Source organism: Hydrogenophaga sp., assembly GCF_014773545.1.
Lineage (GTDB): Bacteria > Pseudomonadota > Gammaproteobacteria > Burkholderiales > Burkholderiaceae_C > Hydrogenophaga.
The window spans coordinates 1-24478 of sequence record NZ_SDDV01000002.1 but is presented as its reverse complement, the minus strand read 5'-3'; the positions used below and the strand labels follow the sequence as shown (position 1 = coordinate 24478).

General features: G+C 64.9%; 27 protein-coding genes and 1 pseudogene. 12 read left to right on the top strand and 16 right to left on the bottom strand.

Annotated elements, in window-relative coordinates; all coding sequences use genetic code 11:
- Position 1: 1 nt before the first annotated feature.
- From flgK to flgB, 10 genes are read right to left on the bottom strand one after another with little or no spacing between them, the layout of a single operon-like run.
- Entirely contained in the window at positions 2 to 1912 is a 1911-nt protein-coding gene (flgK, locus tag EST26_RS01710; protein ID WP_291064884.1) for a flagellar hook-associated protein FlgK, read from the bottom strand.
- A 44-nt stretch (positions 1913 to 1956) separates the two neighbouring features.
- The gene (flgJ, locus tag EST26_RS01705; protein WP_291064882.1) at positions 1957 to 2841 is read right to left on the bottom strand and encodes a flagellar assembly peptidoglycan hydrolase FlgJ; all 885 of its coding nucleotides are present in this window, start codon (positions 2839 to 2841) and stop codon (positions 1957 to 1959) included.
- A 13-nt stretch (positions 2842 to 2854) separates the two neighbouring features.
- Positions 2855 to 4006, bottom strand: a complete 1152-nt coding sequence (locus tag EST26_RS01700; RefSeq protein ID WP_291064880.1) for a flagellar basal body P-ring protein FlgI — start codon at positions 4004 to 4006, stop codon at positions 2855 to 2857.
- Between the two features lie 38 nt (positions 4007 to 4044).
- Positions 4045 to 4728, bottom strand: a complete 684-nt coding sequence (locus EST26_RS01695; protein ID WP_291064879.1) for a flagellar basal body L-ring protein FlgH — start codon at positions 4726 to 4728, stop codon at positions 4045 to 4047.
- Positions 4729 to 4777: 49 nt separating this feature from the next.
- On the bottom strand, positions 4778 to 5560 hold the full coding sequence (gene flgG, locus EST26_RS01690; RefSeq protein ID WP_291064877.1) for a flagellar basal-body rod protein FlgG: 783 nt from the start codon (positions 5558 to 5560) through the stop codon (positions 4778 to 4780).
- A gap of 25 nt (positions 5561 to 5585) precedes the next feature.
- Complete coding sequence (flgF, locus tag EST26_RS01685) at positions 5586 to 6323, bottom strand: flagellar basal-body rod protein FlgF (RefSeq protein WP_291064875.1); 738 nt, start codon at positions 6321 to 6323, stop codon at positions 5586 to 5588.
- 43 nt (positions 6324 to 6366) lie between these two features.
- Positions 6367 to 7581 carry a flagellar hook protein FlgE gene (gene flgE / locus EST26_RS01680; RefSeq protein ID WP_291064874.1) on the bottom strand — a complete coding sequence of 405 codons (1215 nt, stop codon included), beginning with the start codon at positions 7579 to 7581 and terminating at the stop codon, positions 6367 to 6369.
- 42 nt (positions 7582 to 7623) lie between these two features.
- Complete coding sequence (locus tag EST26_RS01675) at positions 7624 to 8289, bottom strand: flagellar hook capping FlgD N-terminal domain-containing protein (RefSeq protein ID WP_291064872.1); 666 nt, start codon at positions 8287 to 8289, stop codon at positions 7624 to 7626.
- 54 nt (positions 8290 to 8343) lie between these two features.
- Positions 8344 to 8748 carry a flagellar basal body rod protein FlgC gene (flgC, locus tag EST26_RS01670; protein ID WP_291064871.1) on the bottom strand — a complete coding sequence of 135 codons (405 nt, stop codon included), beginning with the start codon at positions 8746 to 8748 and terminating at the stop codon, positions 8344 to 8346.
- Between the two features lie 21 nt (positions 8749 to 8769).
- Positions 8770 to 9171 carry a flagellar basal body rod protein FlgB gene (gene flgB, locus EST26_RS01665; RefSeq protein ID WP_291064869.1) on the bottom strand — a complete coding sequence of 134 codons (402 nt, stop codon included), beginning with the start codon at positions 9169 to 9171 and terminating at the stop codon, positions 8770 to 8772.
- Between the two features lie 199 nt (positions 9172 to 9370).
- Here flgB and flgA point away from each other — a divergent pair, with 199 nt between their 5' ends.
- The 3 genes from flgA to EST26_RS01650 all read left to right on the top strand — a co-directional run bounded on the left by flgA (position 9371) and on the right by EST26_RS01650 (position 10995).
- Positions 9371 to 10144 (top strand): flagellar basal body P-ring formation chaperone FlgA, encoded by a 774-nt coding sequence (flgA, locus tag EST26_RS01660; RefSeq protein WP_291064867.1) that lies wholly within the window; start codon positions 9371 to 9373, stop codon positions 10142 to 10144.
- Positions 10145 to 10270: 126 nt separating this feature from the next.
- Entirely contained in the window at positions 10271 to 10603 is a 333-nt protein-coding gene (gene flgM / locus EST26_RS01655; protein ID WP_291064865.1) for a flagellar biosynthesis anti-sigma factor FlgM, read from the top strand.
- A gap of 20 nt (positions 10604 to 10623) precedes the next feature.
- On the top strand, positions 10624 to 10995 hold the full coding sequence (locus tag EST26_RS01650) for a hypothetical protein (protein WP_291064863.1): 372 nt from the start codon (positions 10624 to 10626) through the stop codon (positions 10993 to 10995).
- A gap of 455 nt (positions 10996 to 11450) precedes the next feature.
- Here EST26_RS01650 and EST26_RS01645 read toward each other — a convergent pair whose 3' ends face one another.
- The 3 genes from EST26_RS01645 to hrcA all read right to left on the bottom strand — a co-directional run bounded on the left by EST26_RS01645 (position 11451) and on the right by hrcA (position 13742).
- Positions 11451 to 11780, bottom strand: coding sequence for a type II toxin-antitoxin system RelE/ParE family toxin (locus EST26_RS01645; RefSeq protein ID WP_291064861.1), 330 nt, complete (start codon positions 11778 to 11780; stop codon positions 11451 to 11453).
- Positions 11777 to 12031, bottom strand: a complete 255-nt coding sequence (locus EST26_RS01640) for a type II toxin-antitoxin system ParD family antitoxin (protein WP_291064859.1) — start codon at positions 12029 to 12031, stop codon at positions 11777 to 11779. Before EST26_RS01640 ends, EST26_RS01645 begins: the two co-directional genes overlap by 4 nt.
- A gap of 691 nt (positions 12032 to 12722) precedes the next feature.
- Entirely contained in the window at positions 12723 to 13742 is a 1020-nt protein-coding gene (gene hrcA, locus EST26_RS01635; RefSeq protein ID WP_291064857.1) for a heat-inducible transcriptional repressor HrcA, read from the bottom strand.
- A gap of 258 nt (positions 13743 to 14000) precedes the next feature.
- Here hrcA and EST26_RS01630 point away from each other — a divergent pair, with 258 nt between their 5' ends.
- Together EST26_RS01630 and rpoH are read left to right on the top strand one after the other, a co-directional pair.
- Entirely contained in the window at positions 14001 to 14918 is a 918-nt protein-coding gene (locus EST26_RS01630; RefSeq protein ID WP_291064855.1) for an NAD kinase, read from the top strand.
- A gap of 121 nt (positions 14919 to 15039) precedes the next feature.
- Entirely contained in the window at positions 15040 to 15969 is a 930-nt protein-coding gene (gene rpoH, locus EST26_RS01625) for an RNA polymerase sigma factor RpoH (RefSeq protein WP_291064853.1), read from the top strand.
- Positions 15970 to 15974: 5 nt separating this feature from the next.
- Here the strand turns inward: rpoH and lysS are convergent, their stop codons facing one another.
- A complete protein-coding gene (lysS, locus tag EST26_RS01620; RefSeq protein ID WP_291064851.1) occupies positions 15975 to 17540 on the bottom strand; it encodes a lysine--tRNA ligase in 1566 nt (521 codons plus the stop codon).
- 170 nt (positions 17541 to 17710) lie between these two features.
- Here lysS and aroB point away from each other — a divergent pair, with 170 nt between their 5' ends.
- Together aroB and EST26_RS01610 are read left to right on the top strand one after the other, a co-directional pair.
- The gene (gene aroB, locus EST26_RS01615) at positions 17711 to 18835 is read left to right on the top strand and encodes a 3-dehydroquinate synthase (RefSeq protein ID WP_291064850.1); all 1125 of its coding nucleotides are present in this window, start codon (positions 17711 to 17713) and stop codon (positions 18833 to 18835) included.
- A complete protein-coding gene (locus EST26_RS01610) occupies positions 18832 to 20004 on the top strand; it encodes a deoxyguanosinetriphosphate triphosphohydrolase (RefSeq protein ID WP_291064848.1) in 1173 nt (390 codons plus the stop codon). The genes aroB and EST26_RS01610 overlap by 4 nt, the downstream gene beginning before the upstream one ends.
- Before the next feature lie 215 nt (positions 20005 to 20219).
- On the opposite strand, the gene EST26_RS01605 is transcribed toward EST26_RS01610, so the two are convergent.
- Positions 20220 to 20774 (bottom strand): DUF6036 family nucleotidyltransferase, encoded by a 555-nt coding sequence (locus EST26_RS01605; RefSeq protein ID WP_291064847.1) that lies wholly within the window; start codon positions 20772 to 20774, stop codon positions 20220 to 20222.
- Positions 20771 to 21097, bottom strand: coding sequence for a hypothetical protein (locus tag EST26_RS01600; protein ID WP_291064846.1), 327 nt, complete (start codon positions 21095 to 21097; stop codon positions 20771 to 20773). Before EST26_RS01600 ends, EST26_RS01605 begins: the two co-directional genes overlap by 4 nt.
- A 102-nt stretch (positions 21098 to 21199) precedes the next feature.
- Here EST26_RS01600 and EST26_RS01595 point away from each other — a divergent pair.
- The 5 genes and pseudogenes from EST26_RS01595 to EST26_RS01575 form a co-directional block, all read left to right on the top strand.
- A pseudogene (locus tag EST26_RS01595) lies at positions 21200 to 21346 on the top strand (IS481 family transposase); the annotation flags it as partial.
- Between the two features lie 28 nt (positions 21347 to 21374).
- Positions 21375 to 22262 carry a glucose-1-phosphate thymidylyltransferase RfbA gene (gene rfbA / locus EST26_RS01590; RefSeq protein WP_291064845.1) on the top strand — a complete coding sequence of 296 codons (888 nt, stop codon included), beginning with the start codon at positions 21375 to 21377 and terminating at the stop codon, positions 22260 to 22262.
- Positions 22259 to 22804, top strand: a complete 546-nt coding sequence (gene rfbC / locus EST26_RS01585) for a dTDP-4-dehydrorhamnose 3,5-epimerase (RefSeq protein WP_291064843.1) — start codon at positions 22259 to 22261, stop codon at positions 22802 to 22804. Before rfbA ends, rfbC begins: the two co-directional genes overlap by 4 nt.
- Positions 22801 to 23673, top strand: coding sequence for an ABC transporter permease (locus EST26_RS01580; RefSeq protein ID WP_291064841.1), 873 nt, complete (start codon positions 22801 to 22803; stop codon positions 23671 to 23673). Before rfbC ends, EST26_RS01580 begins: the two co-directional genes overlap by 4 nt.
- A 40-nt stretch (positions 23674 to 23713) precedes the next feature.
- Entirely contained in the window at positions 23714 to 24232 is a 519-nt protein-coding gene (locus tag EST26_RS01575) for a DUF1016 N-terminal domain-containing protein (RefSeq protein ID WP_291064839.1), read from the top strand.
- The last annotated feature ends 246 nt before the right edge of the window (positions 24233 to 24478 follow it).

Sequence of the window (24478 nt, the reverse complement as noted above, 5' to 3'; positions counted from 1 at the left end):
CTTAGCGTATGGTTTGCAGCAAGGTGTCAAACGTGCTTTGTGCGATTTGCAAAAATTTGGCCGATGCCTGATAGGCCTGCTGAAATTGCAGCAAACGGGCGGCTTCTTCGTCCAGGTTGACGCCGGCAACGGCGGCGCGCGCGTTTTCGCTGCTGCGCGCGATCTGGGCCGAAAAGCCGCTGGCGAACTGCGCGCTCTGCACCTGGGTGCCCAGCACCGAAAGCAAGCTGCTGTAGCCGTCGGACAGGGCCACGCCGTCAAAACTGGCGCGCTCGCGCAGCGCCAGCACGGCGTCGGCGTTGCCGGCATTTTGCTTCGTGCTGCCGACCGGGCTGGCGGCCAGGGTGAAACTGTCGCCCGCGTTGGGACTGCCGCGCAGCGTCAGGCTCCAGCCGTTGAACAACAAGGGCTGGCCCGGCGTGAAGTTGTAGCTGGGCGGCGGGCCGGGGTTGTCGGGCGCCGGGTTGTTTGGCCCCAGGCCCGTGGCGCTGAAGCTGCCGTCGGCCAAGAAAGTCAGCGTGACCGGGTCGGTCAAATGGGGCGACGGCGCTACCGCGTACAAGCGCTCGACCGCCAGCCCGTCGCGGTTGGCGCCAGCGGGCGTGATGTGTACCGGACTGGCAGCGGCCAGTTGCTCGGGCGCACCCAGGGCGACTTGCAGATTGCGCGCCACCTCGACGTACGGCCGGACCAAGAAACGGTCGCCGACGACGGCAGTCCCGGTCGGCGACTCGAAGCGCAACCCGTCGAAATCGGCCGGCAGGCCGGCAAACGACTGGCTGCTGCCGTCGGACAAGCGGGTCAGGCGCACGCCAGCGGCTTCAAAATGGAGCTGGTAGTCCGAGGCCTGAAGCGCGCTGGGGTTGCCGACGCTGGCGCTGATCTGCGCGCTGCCGCCGTTGCCCGCCGCCGCCATGCCCTGCACCGCTGGCGCCGGCACGAAGAAATCGACTCCGGCGCCGCCGCGCACATCCAGGCCCAGCCGGTGCTGGGTATTGACCTGGCTGCTGAGCGCCAGCGCCATGCGGCCCAACTGGTTTTGCATCTGCGGCACGTCTTGCCCCAAAAAACCGAGCAGGCCGCCGAGCTGGCCGCCGATGGCGTCATCGCCCAATTCCAGCGCACTGCCGGCCTGGACGAAGGAGATGCGCAGGCGCGAACTGTCGCTGCCGTCGCGGGTGGTGGCCAGGCTGCTGGCGCTCTGGCCCAGCACCAGCGGCTGGCTGCCCGCCACGAACACGCTCAGGCTGCCGTCGTCAGCCGCCACGGTGCTGATTTGCACCTGCTGGCTGAGCTGGCCGAGCAGGTGCTCGCGCTGGTCGAGCAGGTCGTTCGGCGCACCGCTGTTGCCCTGGTTTTCGATCAGCCGCTGGTTCACCCGGGCGATGTCCTGCGCCAGCCGGTTGACCGTCTGAACCGTGTTTTGCATGTGCTGCTGACTGCTGTGCGCCAGTTGGTCGATGCCGGATGCGCTCTCGCGCAACCGGCCCGCCAGTTCGTGGCCGCGCCCGAGCGCGACCACGCGCGCGGACAGGTTGGCCGGCGCGGCAGCCACGTCAGCCCAGGCGTTGAGCATGCCATTGAGTGACGCGCCCAGGCCCTGGCTGCCGGTGGGAAAGAGCTGCTCGAGCTGCTGCAGCCGCTGCAGGCGCTCGGCGTCGGCCGCCGCCACCGAGCGCGCCAATTGCGCTTCGCGCGTCAGATGGCTGTCGTGGGCGCGCGTGACGCTGCCGATCTCGACCCCCTTGCCAAAGAAATTGCCACCCTGCATGTGATGGCCTGCGCTCTGCAATTGCACCGACTGGCGCGAATAGCCCGCCGTGTTGGCGTTGGCGATGTTGTGACCAATGACTTGCAGCGTGCTCAAGTTGACGTTGAGCGCGCGTGCGCCGATGTTGAGGGCGGTTGACATGTTCTAGCGTCCAGAGTGCATGCGCGCGTGTTGCAGGGCCCGACTCATGAGGCCATACCGCGCTTGAGGTTGAGCACCAGGTTGATCGAGCGGCTGAGTTTTTCCGCGTAACGCGGGTCGGTGGCGTAACCGGCCTGCTGCACGCTGTGGGAAAACCCTTGCACCGACCCCAGTTGCTCCATCACCCGCTCGTAGCGCGGGCTGTTGCCGATCAGGCGCGCGTAGTCGCGAAACGACTCGGCATAGGAATCGTAGGCGCGAAAACGATCGACTACCTTGCGCGGCTGACCGTCGATGTATTCGGTGGTGACGATCTCGGCCACCGCGCCGCGCCAGCCTCCGGTGGCCTTGATGCCGAACAGATTGAACGAGGGCGAGCCGTCGGCATGACGGATTTGGCTGCGGCCCCAGCCGGTTTCGTGTCCGGCCTTGCCTATCATGAAGCTGGCCGGAATGCCAGACTCGCGCGCCACGGCAGCGGCCACCTGACTGTGCTGCGCCACGAAACTGGCCTGGCGTGCACCGGCGCTGCCGGCGCGCGCGACCGTGCTGACATCGAAACTCGGGATGACGGCGCCCAGCGCCGCCTGCTGGGCCGCAGGCGCTGCCTCGGGCTGAATCTGGCGACTCAATTGGCGCACGATGGCGTCCGACAGGCCGCCGGGCAGGCCCGAGAGTTGCAGCGCGAACTGCTGGTCCAGCAAGTCGGTGCCGAGTTCGCTGCCGGCGCCGTCCATCAGGCCGGATTTTTGTGTCGCCTCGCGCATGCTTTTGATGATCTCGCGCATGAACAGCGACTCGAACTGGCGCGCCGCCTCTTTCAGCGTGGCCTTGTCGGTGCCGCCCGCCGCGCCGCTGCCAAAGCGCAGCGCGTTGAGCGAGTTCGGGTCGGCCGCCAGGCCGCGGGTTGACAGTGCAGCTAGGTTCATGGTCGTGCTCAGCTCAGATGATCTCCAGCTCGGCCGTCATGGCGCCCGAGGCCTTGATCGCTTGCAAAATGACCAGCAAGTCCTGCGGCGTGGCACCGAGCGAATTGAGCGCCCGCACCACTTCGGACAACTGGGCGGCGGCAGGCAGTTGCACCATCGCGCCGCCTTCCTGCCCGACTTGGATGTGGGCTTGTTCAACCACCACGGTTTCGCCGGGTGAAAACGGTGGCGGCTGAACGACGATCGGGCGCGCGGTGATGACCACCGTCAGGTTGCCGTGCGCCACCGCCACCGGGCCGAGCGCGACCGCTTGGTTGAGCACAATGGAGCCGGTGCGCGCGTTGACGATCACGCGCGCCACCGGCACGCTGGCTTCGAGCCGGATGTCTTCTACCGCGGCCAGAAAACCCACGCGCGCGTTCGGGTCGGCCGGTGCGCGCAGGCGCACGACGCGGCCATCGACGGCACTGGCCGTGCCCGCGCCCAATTGGCGGTTGATGGCTTCGGTGACGCGGCTGGCGGTCTGGAAGTCGGCCGCGTTGAGCCCGAGGTCTATCGTCTGGCCCAGCGCAAAGGCGTTCGGCACCGCGCGTTCGACCTGCGCGCCGCCAGGAATGCGGCCCACACTCAGGTGGTTGATCTGCACCCGGCCACCGGCGGCCGCCGCGCCAGCGCCGCCCACCAGCAAGCTGCCCTGGGCCAGCGCGTAAATTTCACCGTCGGCCCCGCGCAGCGGCGTCTTGATCAAGGTGCCGCCGCGCAGCGACTTGGCGTTGCCGATCGAAGAGACGGTAATGTCGATGTGCTGCCCCGGCTGCGCAAAGGCCGGCAGTTGCGCCGTCACCAGCACCGCCGCTACGTTTTTGAGCTGCATGCTGGCGCCGGCGGGCAGCGTCAGACCGTACTGCTGCAAAAAATTGTTCATGCTCTGCGCGGTGTAGGGCATTTGGGTGCTCTGGTCGCCGCTGCCGTCCAAGCCCACCACCAGCCCATAGCCAATCAACTGGTTGCTGCGCACGCCCTGCACGGCGGCAATGTCCTTGATGCGAATGGTCTGCGCGGCGGCCGTCTGCACCAGGCCCGACAGCAGAAGCAGCAACAGCCAGACTGCTGCCAGGGCCCGGCGTGCGCCGAGTGGTCCACCAGATGTGGGTTTCGGGTTCATTGCAGTCATGGCAGTCATGGCGTTCATGCTACGGCGCCTCAGAACGGCAGCACACTCAAAAAGAAGCGCGCCAACCAGCCCATGGCGAGCGCTTCGCCCTGGGCGCCGCGCCCGCGCGACTCGACGCGCGCTTGGGCGACCTGGGTCGATGACACCACGTTGCCGGGACGGATCTGGCGCGGATCGACGGTGCCGGAAAAACGCAGCACATCGACGTTCTGGTTGACACCAATCTGCTTTTCGCCGGCCACCACCAGATGGCCGTTGGGCAGCACTTCGAGCACGGTGGCGGTGATCGAGCCCTCGAAGCGGTTGACGCTCTCGGTTCTGCCCTGGCCTTCAAAGCTGTTGGACGAATCGGCGCCAATGTCGAGCCGGCCGAGCAAGGGTGCGCGCAAAAACGGCAGCCCCGCCACGCTGGCCTCTGCGTTGGCGCTGCGCTCGATCGAGGCCGACGAGCTCTGGCGCGCGTTGATGCGCTCGGTGATCTGGATCGTCAGGCTATCGCCCGGCAAGCGCGCGCGCGGGTCTTCAAACGCGGGTCGAAAGCTTGCCGCATGAAACAGGCTGCCGTTGGCCGGCGCGGCCGCTGGCGCGGCGGCAAATTGCACCGGCGTAACCGGCAGCACATCGACCTGGGGCGTGCGCTGCAAGGTCTCGCAGCCGCTTAGCAGCCAGGCCAGCGGCAGCAGCAGAACAAGGCGAAGGTGTTGTGGTTTCATGCGTGTCTCCCGGCTCGTGCGATGGGTCGCGCGGCGCTCAGGCCGTCGATCAAAGCTGCGCCAGGCGCTGCAGCATCTGGTCGGAGGTCTGGATCGCCTTTGAATTCATCTCGTAGGCGCGCTGGGTCTGGATCATGGTCACCAGCTCCTGCACCACGTTGACGTTGGACGTTTCCACAAAGCCCTGCATCAGATTGCCCATGCCGGCGCTGCCGGGTGCGCCATTGACCGGCGCGCCCGATGCCAGGCTCTCGGCAAACAGGTTCTGGCCGCGCGGCTCCAGGCCGGCCGGGTTGATGAAGTTGGCCAGCTCGATATTGCCCACCACCGAGGGCGCTGCATTGCCCGGCAGCTTGACCGAGACCACGCCGTCGGTCGAGACGGTGATGCTTTGCGCCTCGGCCGGGATGGTGATGCCCGCCGTCAGCGGGTAGCCGCTGGAGGTGACCATGCGGCCCTGCGCGTCGAGTTGCAGGCTGCCGTCGCGCGTGTAGCCGGTGCTGCCGTCGGGCATGGTGACGGGCAAGAAGCCGCTGCCGTTGATCGCCAGATCGAGGTGATTGCCCGACTGCTGCAAGCTGCCCTGGGCAAACGAGCGCGAGGTCGCCACCGTGCGCACGCCCAGACCCAGTTGCAGCCCGGTGGGCAGCTCGCTTTGCTCGGCGCTGTTGGCGCCCACCTGGCGCAGGTTCTGGTACATCAGGTCTTCGAACACCGCGTGCGCGCGCTTGAAGCCGTTGGTCGAGGTGTTGGCCAGGTTGTTGGCGATCACGTCCAACTGGGTCTGCTGGGCCTGCATGCCGGTTTTGGAAATCCACAGTGAATTGATCATGGCGTGCTCCGAAAAAAAGGGGGAATCAAGAGCCCAGTCCGAGCAACTGGCTGGCGGTTCTGTCATTGGTTTCGGCGTTTTGCAGCAGCCGCATTTGCGCCTCGAACTGGCGCGCCACGGCAATCATGCCGATCATGGCCTCGATCGGATTGACGTTGCTGCCCTCGAGGGCGCCGCTTTGCAGCCGAGCCGTCGCATCGGTCGGCAAGGGTTCAGCTTGCGGGCCGCGAAACAGGCCGTCGCCGCCGCGCTGCAAGCGGTTGTCGGCGTCGGGCGTGACGAGCTTGATGCGCCCGATCAATTCGGGCGGCTGGCCCGCCACGCTCGCGCTGACGGTGCCGTCTTCGGCAATCTCGATCTGCGCGCCCACCGGCGCCACCAGCGGCCCGGCGTCGCTCAGCACCGGCAAACCCACGGCGTTGACCAGCGTGCCGTCGGCGTTGACCTCGAGCGCGCCAGCACGGCTGTAGGCTTCGGTGCCGTCCAGCCCTTGCACGGCCAAAAAGGCACCCCCGCGCGCGGCCACATCCAGCTTGCGCCCGGTGTGGCTGATCGGGCCGGCCGCGTCCGAATGCCCGGCCGTGGCTTCGAGCGCAAACACGCGCGTGCTGGCGCCGTCGCCGCGCATGGGGACGGCGCGAAAGGTCGATAGTTCGGCGCGAAACCCCGGCGTGGAGGCGTTGGCCAGGTTGTTCGCCAGCAACTGCTGGCGGTGCTGCGCTGCGCTGGCGCCGGTCATGGCGGTGTAGATCAGGCGGTCCATGGCAGGCTCCCAGAGGTTTTTGCGCGTTCGGTGCGAAACGCCATCAGCGCATGTTCAGCAGCGTGCTGAGCACCTGATCCTGGGTTCGGATCGACTGCGCGTTGGCCTGGTAGGCGCGCTGCGCGACCATCATGTTGACCAATTCGCTGGTGATGTCAACGTTCGAGTCTTCCAGCGCCCCTGAGCGCAGAACGCCCAATTTGCCCTCGCCGGGCGCGCCGTGCATGGGTTCGCCGGTGGCGTGCGTGGCGGCCCAGTTGCCGTTGCCGGTTGGCTGCAGGCCTTGTACGTTGCGGAAATTGACCAGCGCGATCTGGCCGGCGGCGCGGGTCTGGCCGTTTGAATAGCTGGCCGTGATGATGCCGCCCTCGTTGATCTTCAGGCCGGTGAATTCGCCCGGACGGTAGCCGTCTTGCTGCAGGTTGTTGACGGCAAAAGCGACACCGAACTGCGTCACACGGCCCAGATCGAGCGTGACCGGAAAAGTCAGCGCCGGGTTGTTGGGCGAGCTCAGCGTCAGCGGCGGCACCACCGAGGCCGGGCTGAGGGTGCCGTCGGTGTTGAACTCCAGCACAAAGGGGGTGGATGCGCCCGGGCTGCTGCCGTTGACGCTGGTGTACACGTTCCAGCGGTTGAGGCCGATTTTCTCGAACGCCAGCCCGACCGGAATTTCCAGCCCCTGCGGGTCGTATGCAATCACCGAGGTGCCGTACTTGGTCAGCGGCGTCGGTGGCACCGCGCTGGCGGCCACTGGCGCGCGCGCATCGAGGTTGAATTCGGCCTCGATGCGGCTGGTCTGGCGCGCCGGGATCGGCCCGCCAGTGGGCAAGCCCAGCGGCTGGGTGGTGAAGCTCAGCCGCGTGCCCTGCTCGTCGGTTGGGTAGCCCATGAGTTGGCCGCCCAGGTTGGTGACCACCTGCCCCTCGTTGTTGAGCTTGAACAGGCCCGAGCGGCTGTAGGCCATGGCGCCGTTGGGCATGGTCAGCTCAAAAAAACCGTTGCCGTTGATGGCCACATCGAGCTCGTTGCCGGTGACGGTGATGTTGCCCTGGGTGAACATCTGCGTGGTGGCGGCAACGGTGACGCCGATGCCGACGTTGGTGCCGCCGGAGGCGTTGATCGAACTGGCGTAAAGCTCGGCGAATTCGGCCCGCGAGGCCTTCATGCCGACGGTATTGGCGTTGGCAATGTTGTGGCCGATCACGTCGAGGTTGCGGCTGGCGCTGTTGAGGCCGGAGAGGCCTTGCTGGAAGCTCATGGAGTGGTCCTTTCTGGAGGGGGAAGATGCGAAACGGCGGCGCTACATGAAGGCGCGCACCTGGTGCTGCAACAGGCTGCGCCCGTCTTGCAACTGCAAACTGACGGCGCCGTCTGCAAGGCTGACCGCCGTCACCGCCAGCCGCATCAGCGGCAGGGCTTGGACCGGCTGGCCGCCACTGCTGGCGCGCACCTGAAAACCCGCCACGCGGGCGGGGTCGACGCCGGCGGCGTTCCAGTCGAAGGCGTGCGAACCGGCCGTGCGCGCGCCCAGGTCGAGGCTGTCGATCAGCGCGCCGTTATGACCTACGATGTCAACCACCACCTGGCTGGCGGGCTGGTTCAGCGCCAGCGCGCCGCGGCCCACAGCAGCGTCAAAACTGAGCTGATTGCCGTCCACCAACGCCTGGCGCCCGATCAGCGCCGCACCCTGCATCGCCTGCATGGCGCTGTACTGCTGCGCCATGCCTTTGAGGGTGGTGTTGAGCTCCTGGATGCCGCTGACGGTGTTGATCTGCGCCATCTGGGTCGTCATCTGGGCGTTGTCCATCGGGTTGAGCGGGTCTTGGTTGTTGATCTGCGCCACCAGCAGCTTGAGAAAACGGTCTTGCGACGCCTGCGGATCGGTCACATTTTTGGACGCCGACGCCGCCGTCGAGCTGCCCACGGCGCTGCCGAGCTGGCTGATATCACGGGCCTGGGTGAGCATGATGCGCGTCTTTCAAACAGTTGAACCAAGGGGGCCACGGAGCAGCAGGCGAGGTCATTGCCCCATCTGCAGCGTTCTGAGGAGCAGCGATTTGGCGGTGTTCATGACCTCTACGTTGTTCTGGAAAGCGCGCGAGGCCGACATCATGTTGACCATTTCCTCCACCGGGTTCACGTTGGAGTGCGTCACATAGCCTTGCGTGTCGGCGCTGGGGTGCGCCGGGTTGTGTACGCGCCGGCCCGGCAGCTCACTCTCCGTGATGCTTTGCACCTGCACGCCCGCCTTGCCGGCCCCACCCATGGGAACGGTCTGGAACAACACCTGGCGCGCCCGGTACGGCTGGCCGTCCGGGCCGGCCACGGCGTCGGCGTTGGCCAGATTGCTGGCGACCACGTTGAGGCGCTGCGACTGCGCACTGACTGCGCTGCCCGAAACACTGAAAATGGCAAACATAGACATGACGGACTCCCTGGGCTGGCTTTACTGGCCTTGAATGGCACTGAGCATGGTGCGCACGTGCCCGTTGATGAAACGCAGCGTCGACTCGTAGCGAATGGTGTTATCGATGAAGTTGGCGCGCTCGCGGTCCAGATCGACCGAGTTGCCGTCCAGACTGGGTTGCGTCTGCTGCGTGTAGACCATCTCGACGGCGCCGCGCTGGGCCACAGCCAGCGGCATGTGCCGCGTGTGGGTCGTGCTCGCGCCCATGCGCGTTGCGCCGCCGCTGGCGTTTTGCAGCGCCTGCGCAAAATCAAAGTCGCGCGCAATGAAACCCGGCGTATCGGCGTTGGCGATGTTGCTCGCAATCACCTGCTGGCGCTGCGAACGCAGCAGCAGGGACTGCGCATGAAAGTCCAGCCGGGCGGTCATCTTTTCAAGCATGTTCACCTCAGAGCGTGGGGCCGGGGGCGGCGCCAGCGGCAAGCTGGCGCCGGGGTTTGGGCAAGTATGAGAAAACTAAAGGCGCTGCAATACCCCGAACAAACGCCGCTTTGACCGTCATTTCGCCCCTTTGTCAGCCCCGCAGCGTCTTACAGTGGTGGCCTGATCCTGTCTGCCCAGCGCTTGCACCCCGTCCGCCATGACCCATCCTCCACACCGCCGCCCTGCGACCCGCCAGCCCTGGCTGCGCTGCGCACGGGCTTGGCTGTGTGTTCTGGCCGCACTGGGCGGGGCCGGTTTGGTGCAGGCGCAAGCTCAGCCCCAGGCCGATTCCGCCGCCGGACTGGAACAACTGGCGCGCGATTTTTTGCAACCCTCGCTCGACGCCTCGCTCAGCCGTTCCGGTGCAACCGCGTTGCGCCCCGAGGTGCTGATCGGCAGCCTCGATCGGCGCTTGCGGCTGGCACCTTGCGCACGCATAGAGCCGCATCTGCCGCCCGGCATGCGCCTATGGGGACGCAGCCGCATTGGCCTGCGCTGCGTAGACGGGCCCACACGCTGGAACGTGTTCTTACCCGTGACGGTCAGAGCCTGGGGGCCAGCCTGGGTGCTCAAGCGCCCGGTGGCAGCGGGTGAGACCTTGACACAAGACGCCGCCGAACTGAGCGAAATCGACTGGGCGGAACAAAACGCCCAGGTACTGGCCAACCCGGCGCTGTGGGTAGGCCAGCGCGCCGCGTTTGCACTGCAACCCGGCATGGCGCTGCGCCAGCACATGGTGCGCCCGCAGCAGGTGTTTGCGGCCGGTGCGCAGGTGCGGGTGAGCCAGTCCGGCAGCGGCTTTGAGGTAACGGTGATCGGCCAGACGCTCGGCGTCGGCCACGTCGGCCAGCCCGTCAGGGTGCGTCTGCCCAACGGGAGCGTCGTCAGCGGCGTGGTGCGCGACGGCCAAAGCGTCGAGCTGTCGCTATGAACCAGACCGTGCCACCAGCCAGCGCCAGCGCTGCTTGACCAGCCTTCTTTAAAAAGCCCTAAAGTATCGACCTGTGCCACCGATGTTCTTTCCACAAGACCCCGACATCGGGGTTTGGAGAGTGATATGAAAGTCGAATCCACGCCCGATTCCTATATTGGTTCAGTCGCTGGCGGTCCTCATAAAGCGGCGACTGCAGCGCCTGCTGTGGCGGCGGCGGTCGGCGCGGGAGCAGCGGCGCCCGCCGGATCGGCCAAACCACAGGCGGGCGTCACGCTGACCCTCTCGCCCGCGAGTCAGGCGCTGTCGGCCGGAGCGGGCGGCGAGGTCTTCAACGCCGGGAAAGTCCAGGCCATGCAAGTCGCCATCGCCAACGGCAGCTTCCAGGTCAACCCGCAGGCCATCGCCGACAAAATGCTTGCCAACGCGGCCGAAATGCTGAGCGCTGCACGCCAATGAAACCCCGCACGAGCAATCCCTTGGCCACGCCCCCAACGGCACCCCACGCCTGTGCAGGCTGGCTGCATGCGGTGCAAGGCGGTCTTGACGCGCTCGAACAGGCCTTGCTGCAAGGCGACGCGTTGGCAGTGGAAAAAGCCAGCATGGCGCTGCACCTGAGCTTGCAGCAGCACCCCGAAGCCACCGCGCGCGCGCTGCCCGGCAGCACCCTGCGCGCCGAGATCGAGGCGGCCGCGCGCCGCTTCGCGCAACTGCGCCAGGCGCTGCTGCGCGCCAGCGCCCAGAGCCAACGCGCCGTGGCCAGCTTGTTGCCGCAGCCGCTTGCGTCCACCTACGGCCGCGCGCCCGGTGCAGCCAACGGCGGCGCCGGGCGCACCTACCTGTCGGCCTGATCCCGTTAGGGATGCGGCCCGATGAAGTTCTGGTTTTCGTTCGGGTGCAAGCTGCCTAGTGTGGTGTTGTTTACCTTGTGCGTGTAGCATCAACGTCGGTCGTGACACGAGTCGCCATGTAGAGATGAACTGCCATCCCACCTGCCAGATACACGTTGACGGGGCTGCGTAGTGAAAGTCGCTCTTCAAGTTGCTTAAAAAGCTCTCTCAGGCCCTCTTATTGCGGCCAACTGGAACACGTTGGCCTCGCGCTGATCTTGGGCTGTCGGCTCAACTCCCCGTGCGGCAACGATGCACCGGGTCAGCAGCGCGGCTTCACGTTCTCGGGCAGTCATAGAGCCTCCGTTCACAACATACTGTTACGATTCCAGATGGGTGCCATCCTGCCTTGAAACATAACGCTACGAAACTCACACGTAAGCTCAGCGCGGCACACTCCGTCAACTGGACGAGACTCAGAGGGTTTCGGGTTCCTGCATCCACACCGGGATGTCGCGCTGGCCGTGCAGCACGCGCCAGACATCAATTTGCTCTGGACGCTCGACGTAAAAAACGAGGTGGGGATAGTGTGCCAGCGGCCAGAAACGCAGGCCGGGCAAGTTGAGTTCGTGGGCGTAACGCGGCGAGCCCGTTGCAGGATGGCGAGCGATGTGGCCGTAAGCCTTCTCCAGCGCGTCGATGAAACCGAGAGCCACGGCTTCGCCCGCCTCGCTCAGGTAGTAGGCAATCGCGTCGTCGATGTCCCGGTTGGCCAGCTCACGCGGAACGACAGGCTTGGCCGTCACCCGCGAGCGCTGCCTACCTTGGCCGCCTTGCGCACCCGATCACGCAGCCCTTCAAAGTAGGCTGGATCGGCCGGAGCAGTCGGGGCCGACGCTGCGCCCGCGAGCAGGAGGCCACGCAGGTGCAGGCGATCCTGATCCTTGCGGATCAGCTCACGCACGTACTCGCTGCTGGTGCCGTAGCTGCCTTGGTTGACCTGCTCATCCACGAAGGACTTGAGCGTGTCGGGTAGGGATATGTTCATTGTGCCCATGGCTCAAGCTTAGTCCGTTTGGCAAAATTTGGCAAGATTCATGTACCGAGGATGATGTCACGGATGCAGGAAAATGGATATGCCCTAACGGGCATGACTTTGAAAGGCGCCCCAAAAAATGAAAGTCATGCCCGTTCTCCCTCACCCCCAACCCCTCTCCCGCACGCGGGAGAGGGGAGCGAAGTGAGTCGCGGCCCGACTTTCACGTTAATGCTCACTGACACGCCATAAGACAAAAAACCTCGTAAGTCATTGACCAGAAAGAAAAGAGGCCTCAAAGCGATATGCCTTGAGGCCTCGTAAAAAGAGTAATTGGTAGGCCGTGTTGGACTTGAACCAACGACCAAAGGATTCAAGTTTGCGTGAGTTTCCCCACTCCTTGGACTATTTCATCACCCACAGCCGCGCTGTTGGGGTGCCGGGCGCTCGGGGGACGTTTATCGGAATGGCTCCTCACGTCCTAGTCTCTGCACCTTCCCGCCTACCGGTCTTGCGACCTGCCTTCGGCGGGCTTGGCTCAAGATTGCCTTGGCTTGCGCTTTAGGGTTCCTTGAGTTCACCCGGTTTTTCCGACGGGGATTTCGCCCCGTGGTCACCTTGCTTGATGAGTCCTCTGCTCTGACCAACTGAGCTAACGGCCCCACACAGGGTGTATTGTAGGCGCATGAGCGATAAGCAGGCGCCGCTGGCGCTATCTGCCGTGGCTGAGCGCGTTGCTGACCAGCCGGGCGGTGATGTTGACGATCTGGATCATGCGCTCGTAGGGCATGCGCTGCGGCCCGATCACGCCCAGCGTACCGACCACCTGACCATCGACCTCGTACGGCGCCGTCACCACCGACAAGTCCTCGTGCGGCAGCACCTGGCTTTCACCGCCTATGTAGATGCGCACGCCGTCGGCCTGGGCCGATACATCGAGCAGACGGATCAACTGTGCCTTTTGCTCAAACAAATCGAAAAGCCGCCGCAACTGACCCATGTCGTTGGAGAACTCATTGATCGACAACAGGTTGCGCTCGCCCGCGAGCACCACCTCGTCCTGCTCGGCATTCGCCTGGGCACCGATCTCGACCGCCGCCTGCATCAGCGCGGCAATTTCACCGCGCAAACTATCGAGTTCGGTTTTGAGCCGCGCGCGCACCTCCTCTATCGTCAGGCCGGCGTAGTGAGCATTCAGGAAATTGGTCGCTTCCAGCAACTGGGTCTGGGTGAAACTGACCTGGGTGTGGATGATGCGGTTTTGCACGTCGCCGTCTGGCGAGACCAGAATCACCAGCACCCGGTGTTGCGACAAGCGCAAAAACTCAATGTGCCGAAACACCGACGCGCGCCGCGGCGTCACCACCACCCCGACGAAATGCGACAGATTCGACAGCATCTGGGCGGCGTTGCTGATAACGCGCTGCGGTTGGCCAACCTCTATGCCAGCAGCGCCCATATCGCTCCAGTCGCCCAAGCGATCGCGCTGCACGGTCAACATGCTGTCGACGAACAAGCGGTAGCCGCGCGCGGTGGGCACGCGCCCGGCCGAGGTGTGCGGGCTGGCAATCAGGCCCAACTCCTCCAGATCGCTCATCACATTGCGAATCGTGGCGGCGGAAAGCTCCAGCCCCGTGGCGCGCGCCAGCGTGCGCGAACCCACCGGCTGACCGTCGGCGATGTAACGCTCGATCAGGGCTTTGAGCAGCAGTTTGGCGCGGTCATCCAACATGGGTGCATTTTATTGCTTCGGCCTGGCGAAGTATCAAGCATCAAGCGTTCGTCCTGAGCTTGCCCTTCGACCCTTCGACCCTTCGACCCTTCGACAGGCTCAGGACAGGCCAAGCTCAGGACAGGCCAAGCTCAGGACAGGCTTCACCGGGCCGGATCGATTGATAAAAGCCGCCGGCGGCGGCGCTGCCGCCCGCAGCCGCGCCGGGCGAGGACCGTCCCAGCCAGCCCCTGGGGCGGGCTGTGTTGTAATTTGCCCATGACCCTGCCACACCCTGAATCGTCTGCAGCGCCCGGCGACTCCGGCCTGCTGCACTTTGCGCACGTGGCCGTCATTGGCAAGTACCAGGCAGCAGGCGCTCAGCAGGCGGTGGACGAAATTGCCCACTTTCTGCAACAACAGGGCTGCGCGGTCTCGCTGGAGCAGGAAACCGCGGCCAATACCGGGCTGACGCAGTACCCGGCGCTGAACGTGAACGCCATGGCCAGCGCCTGCGACCTGGCGCTGGTGGTCGGTGGCGACGGCACCATGCTCGGCATCGGCCGCCAACTGGCGCAAGGCGGTCTGCCCCTGGTTGGCATCAACCAGGGTCGGCTGGGCTTCATCACCGACATCGCGCTGGGCGAATACCGCGCCAAGCTGGGCCCGATTCTGCACGGGCACTACGAAGAAGAAGCGCGCGACCTGATGGCCGCCAGCGTCTGGCGCGACGACCGCGTCGTGTTCCAGGCCACCGCCCTCAACGACGTGGTGGTCAATCGGGGCGGCGCCGCCCACATGATCGAGCTGCGCGTCGAAGTCGACGGCCATTTCGTCGCCAACCAGCGCGCCGACGGCCTGATCATCGCCTCACCGACCGGATCGACCGCCTACGCCCTGTCGGCCGGCGGCCCACTGCTACACCCGGCCATCGGCGGCTGGGTGATGGTGCCGATCGCACCGCACACCCTGTCGAATCGCCCCATCGTGCTGCCATCGACCTGCGAAGTCTCGGTGACCATCGTCGCCGGCCACGACGCCAGCGCCAACTTCGACATGCAGTCGCTCACCAGCTTGCTGCACGGCGACCGCATCGTGGTACGCCGCTCCGCACACACGCTGCGCCTGCTGCACCCGGTGGGCTGGAGCTATTACGACACGCTGCGCAAAAAACTGCACTGGAACGAAGGCGCCTGATAGCCCCGGCCGCCTCGGCGTCCGCGCACGAGGCCAAATCCGATGGAACCCCAGCCCTTGGCACTCAATCGAAGGGAGTGCTAACATTGACCACAGGGGTCAACCAAGGAGGGTTTCGCTTATGTCCACATCGCTTGCACGCATGCCCGGCGCCTGGGCCGGCCATTCACTCACCCTGCCGCCGCTGGGCAGCCTGGACGCCTACATCACGGCCGTCAACCGGTTTCCGCTGCTGAGCTTCGAAGAGGAGCAGCACGCCGCGCGCCGCCTGCGCGAGCACAACGATCTGGAAGCCGCCGGGCAGTTGGTGCTCTCGCACCTGCGGCTGGTGGTGTCGGTCGCGCGCCAGTACCTGGGCTACGGCCTGCCGCACGGCGACCTGATTCAAGAGGGCAACGTCGGCCTGATGAAAGCCGTCAAGCGCTTCGACCCGGATCAGGGCGTGCGCCTGGTGAGCTACGCGCTGCACTGGATCAAGGCCGAAATTCACGACTACATTTTGAAAAATTCGCGCCTGGTCAAGCTTGCCACCACCAAGGGGCAGCGCAAGCTGTTCTTCAATCTGCGCTCGATGAAGCAGGCTTTTCGTGCCAGCGCCGCCGACGGCCAAACCCAGCGCGAAGCGCTGTCTGAGGCCCAGGTGAGTCAGGTGGCCAGCGAGCTGCGGGTCAGCGCGCAAGAAGTGCGCGAGATGGAGACCCGGCTCGCCGGTGGCGACGTCGCGCTAGACCCCGGCCCCGGCGACGATGGCGAGGACGGCTTCGGCCCGATCGCCTACCTGGCCGACAACCGCTTTGAGCCCACCGCGGTGCTCGAGGCGGCGCAGCGTGACACCTTGGCCAGCACGGGCGTAGCGCGCGCCCTCGAGCAGCTCGATGCGCGCTCGCGCCGCATCGTCAACGAACGCTGGCTCAAGGTCAACGATGAAGGCACGGGCGGCATGACGCTGCAGCAACTGGCGCACGAGTACGGCATCAGCGCCGAGCGGGTGCGCCAGATCGAGCAGGCAGCGCTGAAAAAAATGCGCGCCACGCTGGGCGCTGCGGCCTGAGCGGTTTAAGCCTGCTCGCGGCGCAGCGCGGGAAACAAAATCACGTCGCGGATGCTCGGGCTGTCGCTCAGCAGCATCATCAGGCGGTCGATGCCAATGCCGCAGCCACCCGCTGGCGGCATGCCGTATTCGAGCGCGCGGATGAAGTCGGCGTCGAAGTACATCGCCTCCTCGTCGCCGCCGTCCTTGGCGCTGGCCTGGGCCTGAAACCGCGCCGCCTGGTCTTGGGCGTCGTTCAACTCCGAAAAAGCGTTGCCGAATTCGCGTCCGGTGATGTAGAGCTCAAAGCGCTCGCTGACCTCGGGGCGTTCGTCGTTGGCGCGCGCCAGCGGTGAAATTTCGGTCGGGTGCTCCATGATGAAGGTCGGGTTCCAGAGCTGGTGCTCGACCGTTTCTTCAAAGTACAGCACCTGCAGGCCAGCCAGGCTGCGCTGGCTGAGCTGGTGCCGGCTTTCCGACAGGCCGAGTCGCAGCAACTCGGCGCGCAGCCAGTCGGCGTCCTGCACGCGCTGCCCGGCGTCGGTGTAGCGGCCAATCGCCTGCACCAGCGTCAGGCGCTCGAACGGCGCGTACACGTCCACCGGCCGACCCTGGTAGTGCAGCGGTGCTGCGCCGTGCACTTGCTGCACCAGGTGGCGAATCAGTTGCTCGTTGAAGTCCATCAAGTCGCGGTAATTCCAGTACGCCGCGTAGAACTCCATCATGGTGAACTCGGGGTTGTGGCGAACGCTGATGCCCTCGTTGCGGAAGTTGCGGTTGATCTCGAACACCCGCTCAAAGCCGCCCACCAACAAGCGCTTGAGGTAGAGCTCGGGCGCGACGCGCAAAAACATCTCCTGATCGAGCGCGTTGTGGTGGGTCTTGAACGGCTTGGCATTGGCACCGCCCGGAATCGGCTGCAGCATGGGCGTCTCCACCTCCAAAAAGCCGTGGCCGAGCATGAATTCGCGCATGCAAGCCAGCGCCTGGCTGCGCAGCACAAAGCGCCGGCGCGTCGCCTCATCGGTCATCAAATCGACGTAGCGCTGGCGGTATTTGATCTCCTGATCGTGCACACCGTGAAACTTGTCGGGCAGCGGGCGCAGGCTCTTGGTCAGCAGCCGCAGACGGTCGGCGTGCAGAGTCAGCTCGCCGGTGCGGGTCTTGAACAACACGCCTTCGGCGGCCACGAAGTCGCCCAAATCCCAGTGCTTGAAGGCCACGTGCGCGGCCTCGCCCACGCTGTCGTTGTTCAGGTAAATCTGAATCCGCCCGCCGTTGGGGCCCAGCGAACCGTCTTGCAGGGTGGCAAAACTGGCCTTGCCCATGACGCGCTTGAGCATCATGCGCCCGGCCACGCTGGCGCGCTGCGGCGCGGCTTGCAGCTCTTCCTTGCTGGCCTGGCCGTGCCGCGCCAGCAGCGAACTGGCGTTGTCGCTCGGCTTGAAGTCGTTCGGAAACGCCACCCCCTCGCCGCGCTGCTGCGCCAGGCGCAGCGCAGCGAGCTTGTCGCGCCGCTCGGCCATCAATTGGTTGTCGTCGTGCGCGGCGTGGCTTTCAAGCGCGCTGGGGTGTGGGCTGGCTTGGGACATAAAAGATGCGGGTGGGGCCGGCGAAGAAAACCGGGCAAGACAAAAGCGCGCAGGCCGACGCAAACGCTGCGCCGAACCGGGCATTTTAAGGTCTGAAGCAGGGCTGGGCGCCCGACCTGGGCCCACGCCGCAGGCATCTGCGCCTAAACTTCCACCTCATGAACGACCCCATGAACGCCACCCCTTCCCTTGCGCCCCGGCCGCAAGTTGAAATTGCGCTCGGTGCGCGCAGCTACGGCATCCACATCGGCGCTGGCCTGCTGGAGAGTCCGGCCAGTTACGCCGGTCTGCCGCGCGCCGCCGCCGCCCTGATCGTCAGCAACACCACGGTCGGCCCGCTGTACGCGCAGCGGCTGGCAGCGGCGCTGGCGCCGCACTACCCGCAGCTACACACGCTGGCGCTGCCCGACGGCGAAGCCTACAAAAACTGGGACACGCTGAACCTGATTTTCAGCACCCTGCTCGAACGCGGCTGCGACCGCCAGACCGTGCTGTTTGCGCTCGGCGGCGGCGTGGTGGGCGACCTGAGCGGCTTTGCCGCCGCCTGCTACATGCGCGGCGTGCCCTTCGTGCAAATTCCCACCACGCTGCTGGCGCAGGTTGATTCCTCGGTCGGCGGCAAGACCGGCATCAACCACCCGCTGGGAAAAAACATGATTGGTGCGTTCTACCAACCGCAGCGCGTCATTTGCGACCTCGACAGCCTGCGCACGCTGCCGGCACGCGAACTCAGCGCCGGGCTGGCCGAAGTCATCAAGTACGGGCCGATTGCCGACATGGCGTTTTTCGACTGGGTCGAGACCCACCTGGACGCGCTGCTGGCACGCGCGCCGCAGGCGCTGGCGCACGCGGTGCAGCGCAGTTGCGAAATCAAGGCGGCGGTGGTGGGGCAAGACGAGCGCGAATCCGGCCTGCGCGCCATCTTGAACTTTGGCCACACCTTCGGCCACGCCATCGAAGCCGGCCTGGGCTACGGCCGCTGGCTGCACGGCGAAGCGGTGGGTTGCGGCATGGTGCTGGCTGCGCGCCTGTCGCAACTGCAAGGCGGCGTCGATGAGTCTTTCGTGCAGCGCCTGATAGCCTTGATTGCCCGCGCCGGCCTGCCCACCGTGGCGCCGCTGCTCGACGCAAACGACAACCTGGGGCGCTATCTGGCGCTGATGCGGGTCGATAAAAAGGCCGAGGCCGGGGCGATCAAGTTCGTCCTGCTCGACCGCCCCGGCAGCGCGCAACTGTGCCGCGTGCCCGACGAACTGCTGGCGCGCGCCCTGGCGCTGCACGGCGCGCGCGCATGAACGGCCCGGGCGCCCTGGCGCCCTACGCCTGCGACCCGGCGCACAGCCGCGGCCGGCGCTACCCCGAGCCCGACGCCCCCACCCGCACCGCCTACCAGCGCGACCGCGACCGCGTGATCCACAGCACCGCGTTTCGCCGCCTGGTCTACAAAACCCAGGTATTCCTGAACCACGAAGGCGATTTGTTTCGCACCCGGCTGACGCACTCGCTCGAAGTGGCCCAGCTCGGGCGCAGCATGGCGCGTTCACTGCGGCTCAACGAAGACCTGGTAGAAGCCATTGCGCTGGCGCACGACCTCGGACACACCCCGTTTGGCCACGCCGGGCAAGACGAACTCAACGCCTGCATGACGGCGCACGCCGCCCGCGCCGCGCCCGGGCAGCACGACGGCTGGGGCTTTGAGCACAACCTGCAAAGCCTGCGCGTGGTCGACGAACTGGAAGAGCGCTACCCGGCGTTCGACGGCCTGAACCTGTGCTTTGAAACCCGCGAAGGCATTTTGAAGCACTGCTCGCGCGCCAACGCGCAACGGCTGCACAGCCAGCGCCCGAACGACGTGGCGGCGCGTTTTTTGCACAACGGCGCGCCCTCGCTGGAGGCGCAATTGTGCAATCTGGCAGACGAAATCGCCTACAACGCGCACGACATCGACGACGGCGTGCGCTCTGGCCTGCTAAGCTTGGAACAACTGCGTGTCGTGCCGCTGCTCGACGAGCACCGGGCGCAGGCGCTGGCCGCACACCCCGCGCTGGGCGGGCGCCGGCTGCTGTTCGAGACCATACGGCTCATGCTGTGCCAGCAAGTCTACGACGTGATAGACACCAGCCGCGCGCGCCTGCAAGCCGCCGCCCCGGCCGACCTGGCCGCCGTGCGCGCCAGCGCGCCGCTGCTGGGGTTCTCCCCCGCCATGCGGACGCGCTCGCAAGAACTCAAGACCTTTTTGCACCAGCACCTGTACCGCCACCCGCAGGTCATGCAAACCACCGAACGCGCGCGCTCAGTGGTGCGCGACTTGTTTGCGCGCTACCTGAACCAGCCCGGCGAACTGCCGCCGCCCAGCCAGCGCCAGCCGCACGCACGCAGCGTAGCCGACTACATAGCCGGCATGACCGACCGCTTTGCCATCCGCGAACACCAGCGCTTGTTCGGCTCGCACCCGTTTGCCTGACGCGTGCCGCAACTCTGAGCGCCCTATTGCTTCGGCCCAGTGAAGTAGCAACCGTTCGCCCTGATCTCCGTTCGCCCTGAGCTTGTCGAAGGGCCTGTCCTGAGCCTGTCGAAGGGCCTGTCCTGAGCTTGTCGAAGGAAGCCTGTCGAAGGGCTTCCTACGGCAAACCTATCCTGAGCCTGCCGAAGTGTTCAAATTGGAATCTGACCCCGATTTCACCCTGAGCCAGGGGCTTTCGGTTGTGCGCCCGTTGCAGCGCGTTCCACCCAGCGTTGCAACAACATCTGGCGCTCGGGCGCGATGGGCAAAGCACCGAGGCGCTGAATCAACGTCAGGGTCAGGACGATGCCGTGTTGCAGCAACGTTTGCACAAAGTTACGGTCTTTGTCCCGGCCCGCCACGAGCTTGGCGGCCGCCAGGTCGTGCGGCTCCAGGCAGTAGCCGATCTTCAAGTCGGTGTTGGCGTTCTGGATCTTGACCAGACGGGTTTCCCACCCTGCGGGAAGGATGGCCGTTTCAGGCCCGACGCCTTGCGCATAGTAGCCAAAACGGTCTTCAAAGGGGGACAGCTCGCCGATGGCACCGTCGATGAGATCGGCCAGATCGGGCCGGTGCAGCGGGTACAGGTCGGCCTCCATGGATTGCAGCAGGGCGGCGGGCGCGTCGGGTACGGTGCCCAATATAGACTGGCTGCCGATAACCACGATCTCATGCTGATCGGTGATGGCCGCCGCTGCGCGGATCAGGTGCTCCAGTTCGCTGCGCCTCATGCGCTGCCCTGGCTTTGATTCCAGGCCTTGAGAAAAGCAAACCGCTCCCTGGGCGTGAGCACAGCGGTGAACGGTGAAGACTGGCGCAAAGCGGCCGCGTGCTCGGAGTCGTCCAGCGCCACGGCGAGAGTGGCTTCAAGCCCCCGGTCCATCAAGCGCTCCCATTCCATCAAATAGGGCTGCGACGCGGGACTGACGGTAGAGCGCCAGCGGCGCAGCGTGGCTCGGGCCCGCGCAAAGAGTGCACGGTCGCGGCGAAGCTTGGCTGCAATCTCTCGGTGCAAGGCCAGGCTTCTGGCGTCTAAGTGCTGGTGGGTGCGCATGCTGTGGGTCACTCGTCCTTGCCCAATGTACACGGCGTGCCACGGCGCTGCAACTCTCTTTCGCTCCGAGCTTTGGAAATTGGAATCTGACCCCGATTTCTCTTGATGCGGTACGTGGCCATGTAAAATGAAAAGTTGTCACAATACGCGATGAAAAGCCGAACCCCGATTCAGGCCATGAAACTCTGGCACGGCTCTCATCCTCATCCGTTCCACAAGCGTCCTTATGATCGTCCGGGATGTGATACATACGGCCACACAGCCTTGAGAAGCAAGCATGACCCAACGCAAAGGCATCATCCTCGCCGGCGGCTCCGGCACCCGGCTCTACCCGGTGACCAAGGCCGTCTCCAAGCAACTGCTGCCGGTTTACGACAAGCCGATGATCTACTACCCGCTCAGCACCCTGATGCTGGCGGGCATGCGCGACATCCTCATCATCTCCACCCCGCAAGACACGCCCCGCTTCGAGCAACTGCTGGGCGACGGCAGCGACTGGGGTCTTAACCTGCGCTACGCCGTGCAACCCAGCCCGGACGGGCTGGCGCAGGCCTTCATCATCGGCAAAGACTTTATTGGCAACGCGCCCAGCGCCCTGGTGCTGGGCGACAACATCTTCCACGGCCATGACTTGCACACCCTGCTTGAGCAAGGCATGCAGCGCGAACACGGTGCAACGGTTTTTGCCTACCATGTGCAAGACCCCGAGCGTTACGGCGTGGTTGCCTTCGACACCCGAGGCCGCGCCACCAGCCTGGAAGAAAAGCCCGCCAGCCCCAAAAGCAACTACGCCGTCACCGGCCTGTATTTCTACGACCACCAGGTCGTCGATCTGGCCAAGAACCTCAAGCCCTCGGCGCGGGGTGAATTGGAGATCACCGACCTGAACCGCATCTACCTCGAGCGCGAGCAACTCAAGGTGGAAATCATGGGCCGCGGCTATGCCTGGCTCGACACCGGCACGCACGAGAGCCTGATGGAAGCCAGCAATTTCATCCAGATCATCGAGCACCGCCAGGGTCTGAAAATCGCCTGCCCAGAAGAAGTTGCCTACCGCAAAGGCTTCATCAGCGCCGAGCAACTGGCGAAACTGGCGCAACCGCTGGCCAAAAACGGCTATGGGCAATACCTGTTGCGCCTGCTTAAAGAGAGTGTGCAAGCGTGAAAGCCACCCCCACCGCCCTTGCCGACGTGCTCCTCATCGAACCCAAAGTGTTCGGCGACGAGCGCGGCTTCTTCTTTGAAAGCTTCAACCGCCGCCAATTCACCGAGCTGATCGGGCGCGACGTGGACTTTGTGCAGGACAACCACTCGCGTTCGGCCAAAAACGTGCTGCGCGGCCTGCATTACCAAATCCAGCAACCGCAAGGCAAGTTGGTGCGCGTGGTACAGGGCGAGGTGTTCGACGTCGCGGTCGATCTGCGCAAAAGCTCCCCCACCTTCGGGCAATGGGTCGGCGCAATGCTGTCGGCGCAAAACAAGCACCAGTTATGGGTGCCGGCAGGCTTTGCGCACGGCTTCGTCGTGCTCAGCGATACGGCCGAGTTTCTCTACAAAACCACCGACTACTACGCGCCGGAGCACGAGCGCTGCATCGCCTGGGACGACCCCGCCATCGGCATCCAATGGCCCATGGCCGGCGAACCCGCGCTGTCCACCAAAGACCGGCAAGGCAAACCCCTTGCCGAAGCGGAGCACTTTGCATGACCCCCACCAATCACGCCCCGCCAAGCACTTACCAGGGAACCAACCCCCACGCCACCCAGCCTAGCTCGCTGCTTGCCATGGCGCGCAGTGTGTGGCGCAATCGCGCGCTCATCGCGCAGATGACGCGGCGCGATGTGGTGGGCCGCTACAAAGGCTCCATCATGGGGCTGGCCTGGTCGTTTTTAACCCCTGTGTTCATGCTGGCGGTCTTCACCTTTGTTTTTTCCGTCATATTCCAGGCCCGCTGGGGGGTGGGCGGCGAACAAAGCAAAACCCAGTTTGCCGTGATCCTCTTTGCCGGCTTAATCGTACACGGCCTGTTTGCCGAGGTGCTCAACCGCGCACCCGGGCTGATCCTTGGCAACGTCAACTACGTCAAGAAGGTCGTCTTTCCGCTGGAAATACTGCCAGTGGTCAGCCTGGCCGCGGCATTGTTTCACAGCCTGGTCAGCCTGACCGTGCTGTTGCTCGCCTTTGTCGCCGTCAATGGCTACCTGCACTGGACGGTTATCTACACCCCATTGATATTCCTGCCGCTGCTTATTCTGACGCTGGGGCTGGCCTGGTTTTTGGCCTCGCTGGGCGTGTTCCTGCGCGACGTCGGGCAAACCATCGGCGTAATCACCATGGCGATGCTGTTCCTGTCTCCCGTTTTTTTCCCCATGTCAGCCATTCCCGAACAATTCCATGGCTTGTTTCTGGCCAACCCGCTCACCCTTATCATCGAGCAGGCACGGGAAGTACTCATTTGGGGAAACCAACCGAACTGGACCGCCCTGGGCCTCTACACCCTGGCGGCCACCGCCGTGGCCTGGGCCGGCTACGCCTGGTTCCAGAAGACCAGAAAAGGGTTTGCCGATGTGCTCTAAACCCACACGCCACTCCCCTTCGCCCCCGCCGACACTCGCCGTGGAAGATGCCGCGCTCATTGTCGTGGCGCAGCATGGCGAACTGATGGATCGTGTCGTGACGATTATCGATCAGGCTCGTACCAATGTGTTGCGGGCGGTGAACAGCAACATGGTCATCGCCTACTGGTTGATCGGGCGAGAGATTGTTCAGGCGCTGCAAGGCGGCGAGGAACGCGCCGATTACGGGAGCCGGTTGCTTGCCGAACTGTCCGAGTCGCTGAAGCGGCGTTACGGGCGGGGCTTCTCCGCCACCAACCTGAAATATTTTCGACTGTTTTTCCAAGCCTACGCGAACCGCAGCCCCGAGATTCGTCACGAGCCTCGTGACGAATTGAGCGATCTTGACCAGGCCAGCGTGCTGGCAGACATTTCTGCCGGTCTGGCGGCGCGCGCCCGTGTTTTACCCCATCACCGCGATCCCCGAAGAACTCCGCCCCTGGATCATGGCCAACCCGCTCACCTTCATCATCGAGCAGGCGCGAGAAGTGCTCACTGGGGGGCGTGCGCCATATGGTAGCTTTGCGTAGGTATGGACGAACGGATTGATCGAGTTTCGAGGGGCGCCCAAAACCGGGGATTACTACCGGACATGATGAACCCACAAAACAGCGTGAAAGCTCACGTCCTTTGTAACGTGAAAGTCGGACCGCGACTCACTTCGCTCCCCTCTCCCGTGCGCGGGAGAGGGGTTGGGGGTGAGGGAGAACGGGCAGGACTTTCATTTTTTGGGGCGGCTTTCAAAGTCATGCCCGTTAGCCTGAGA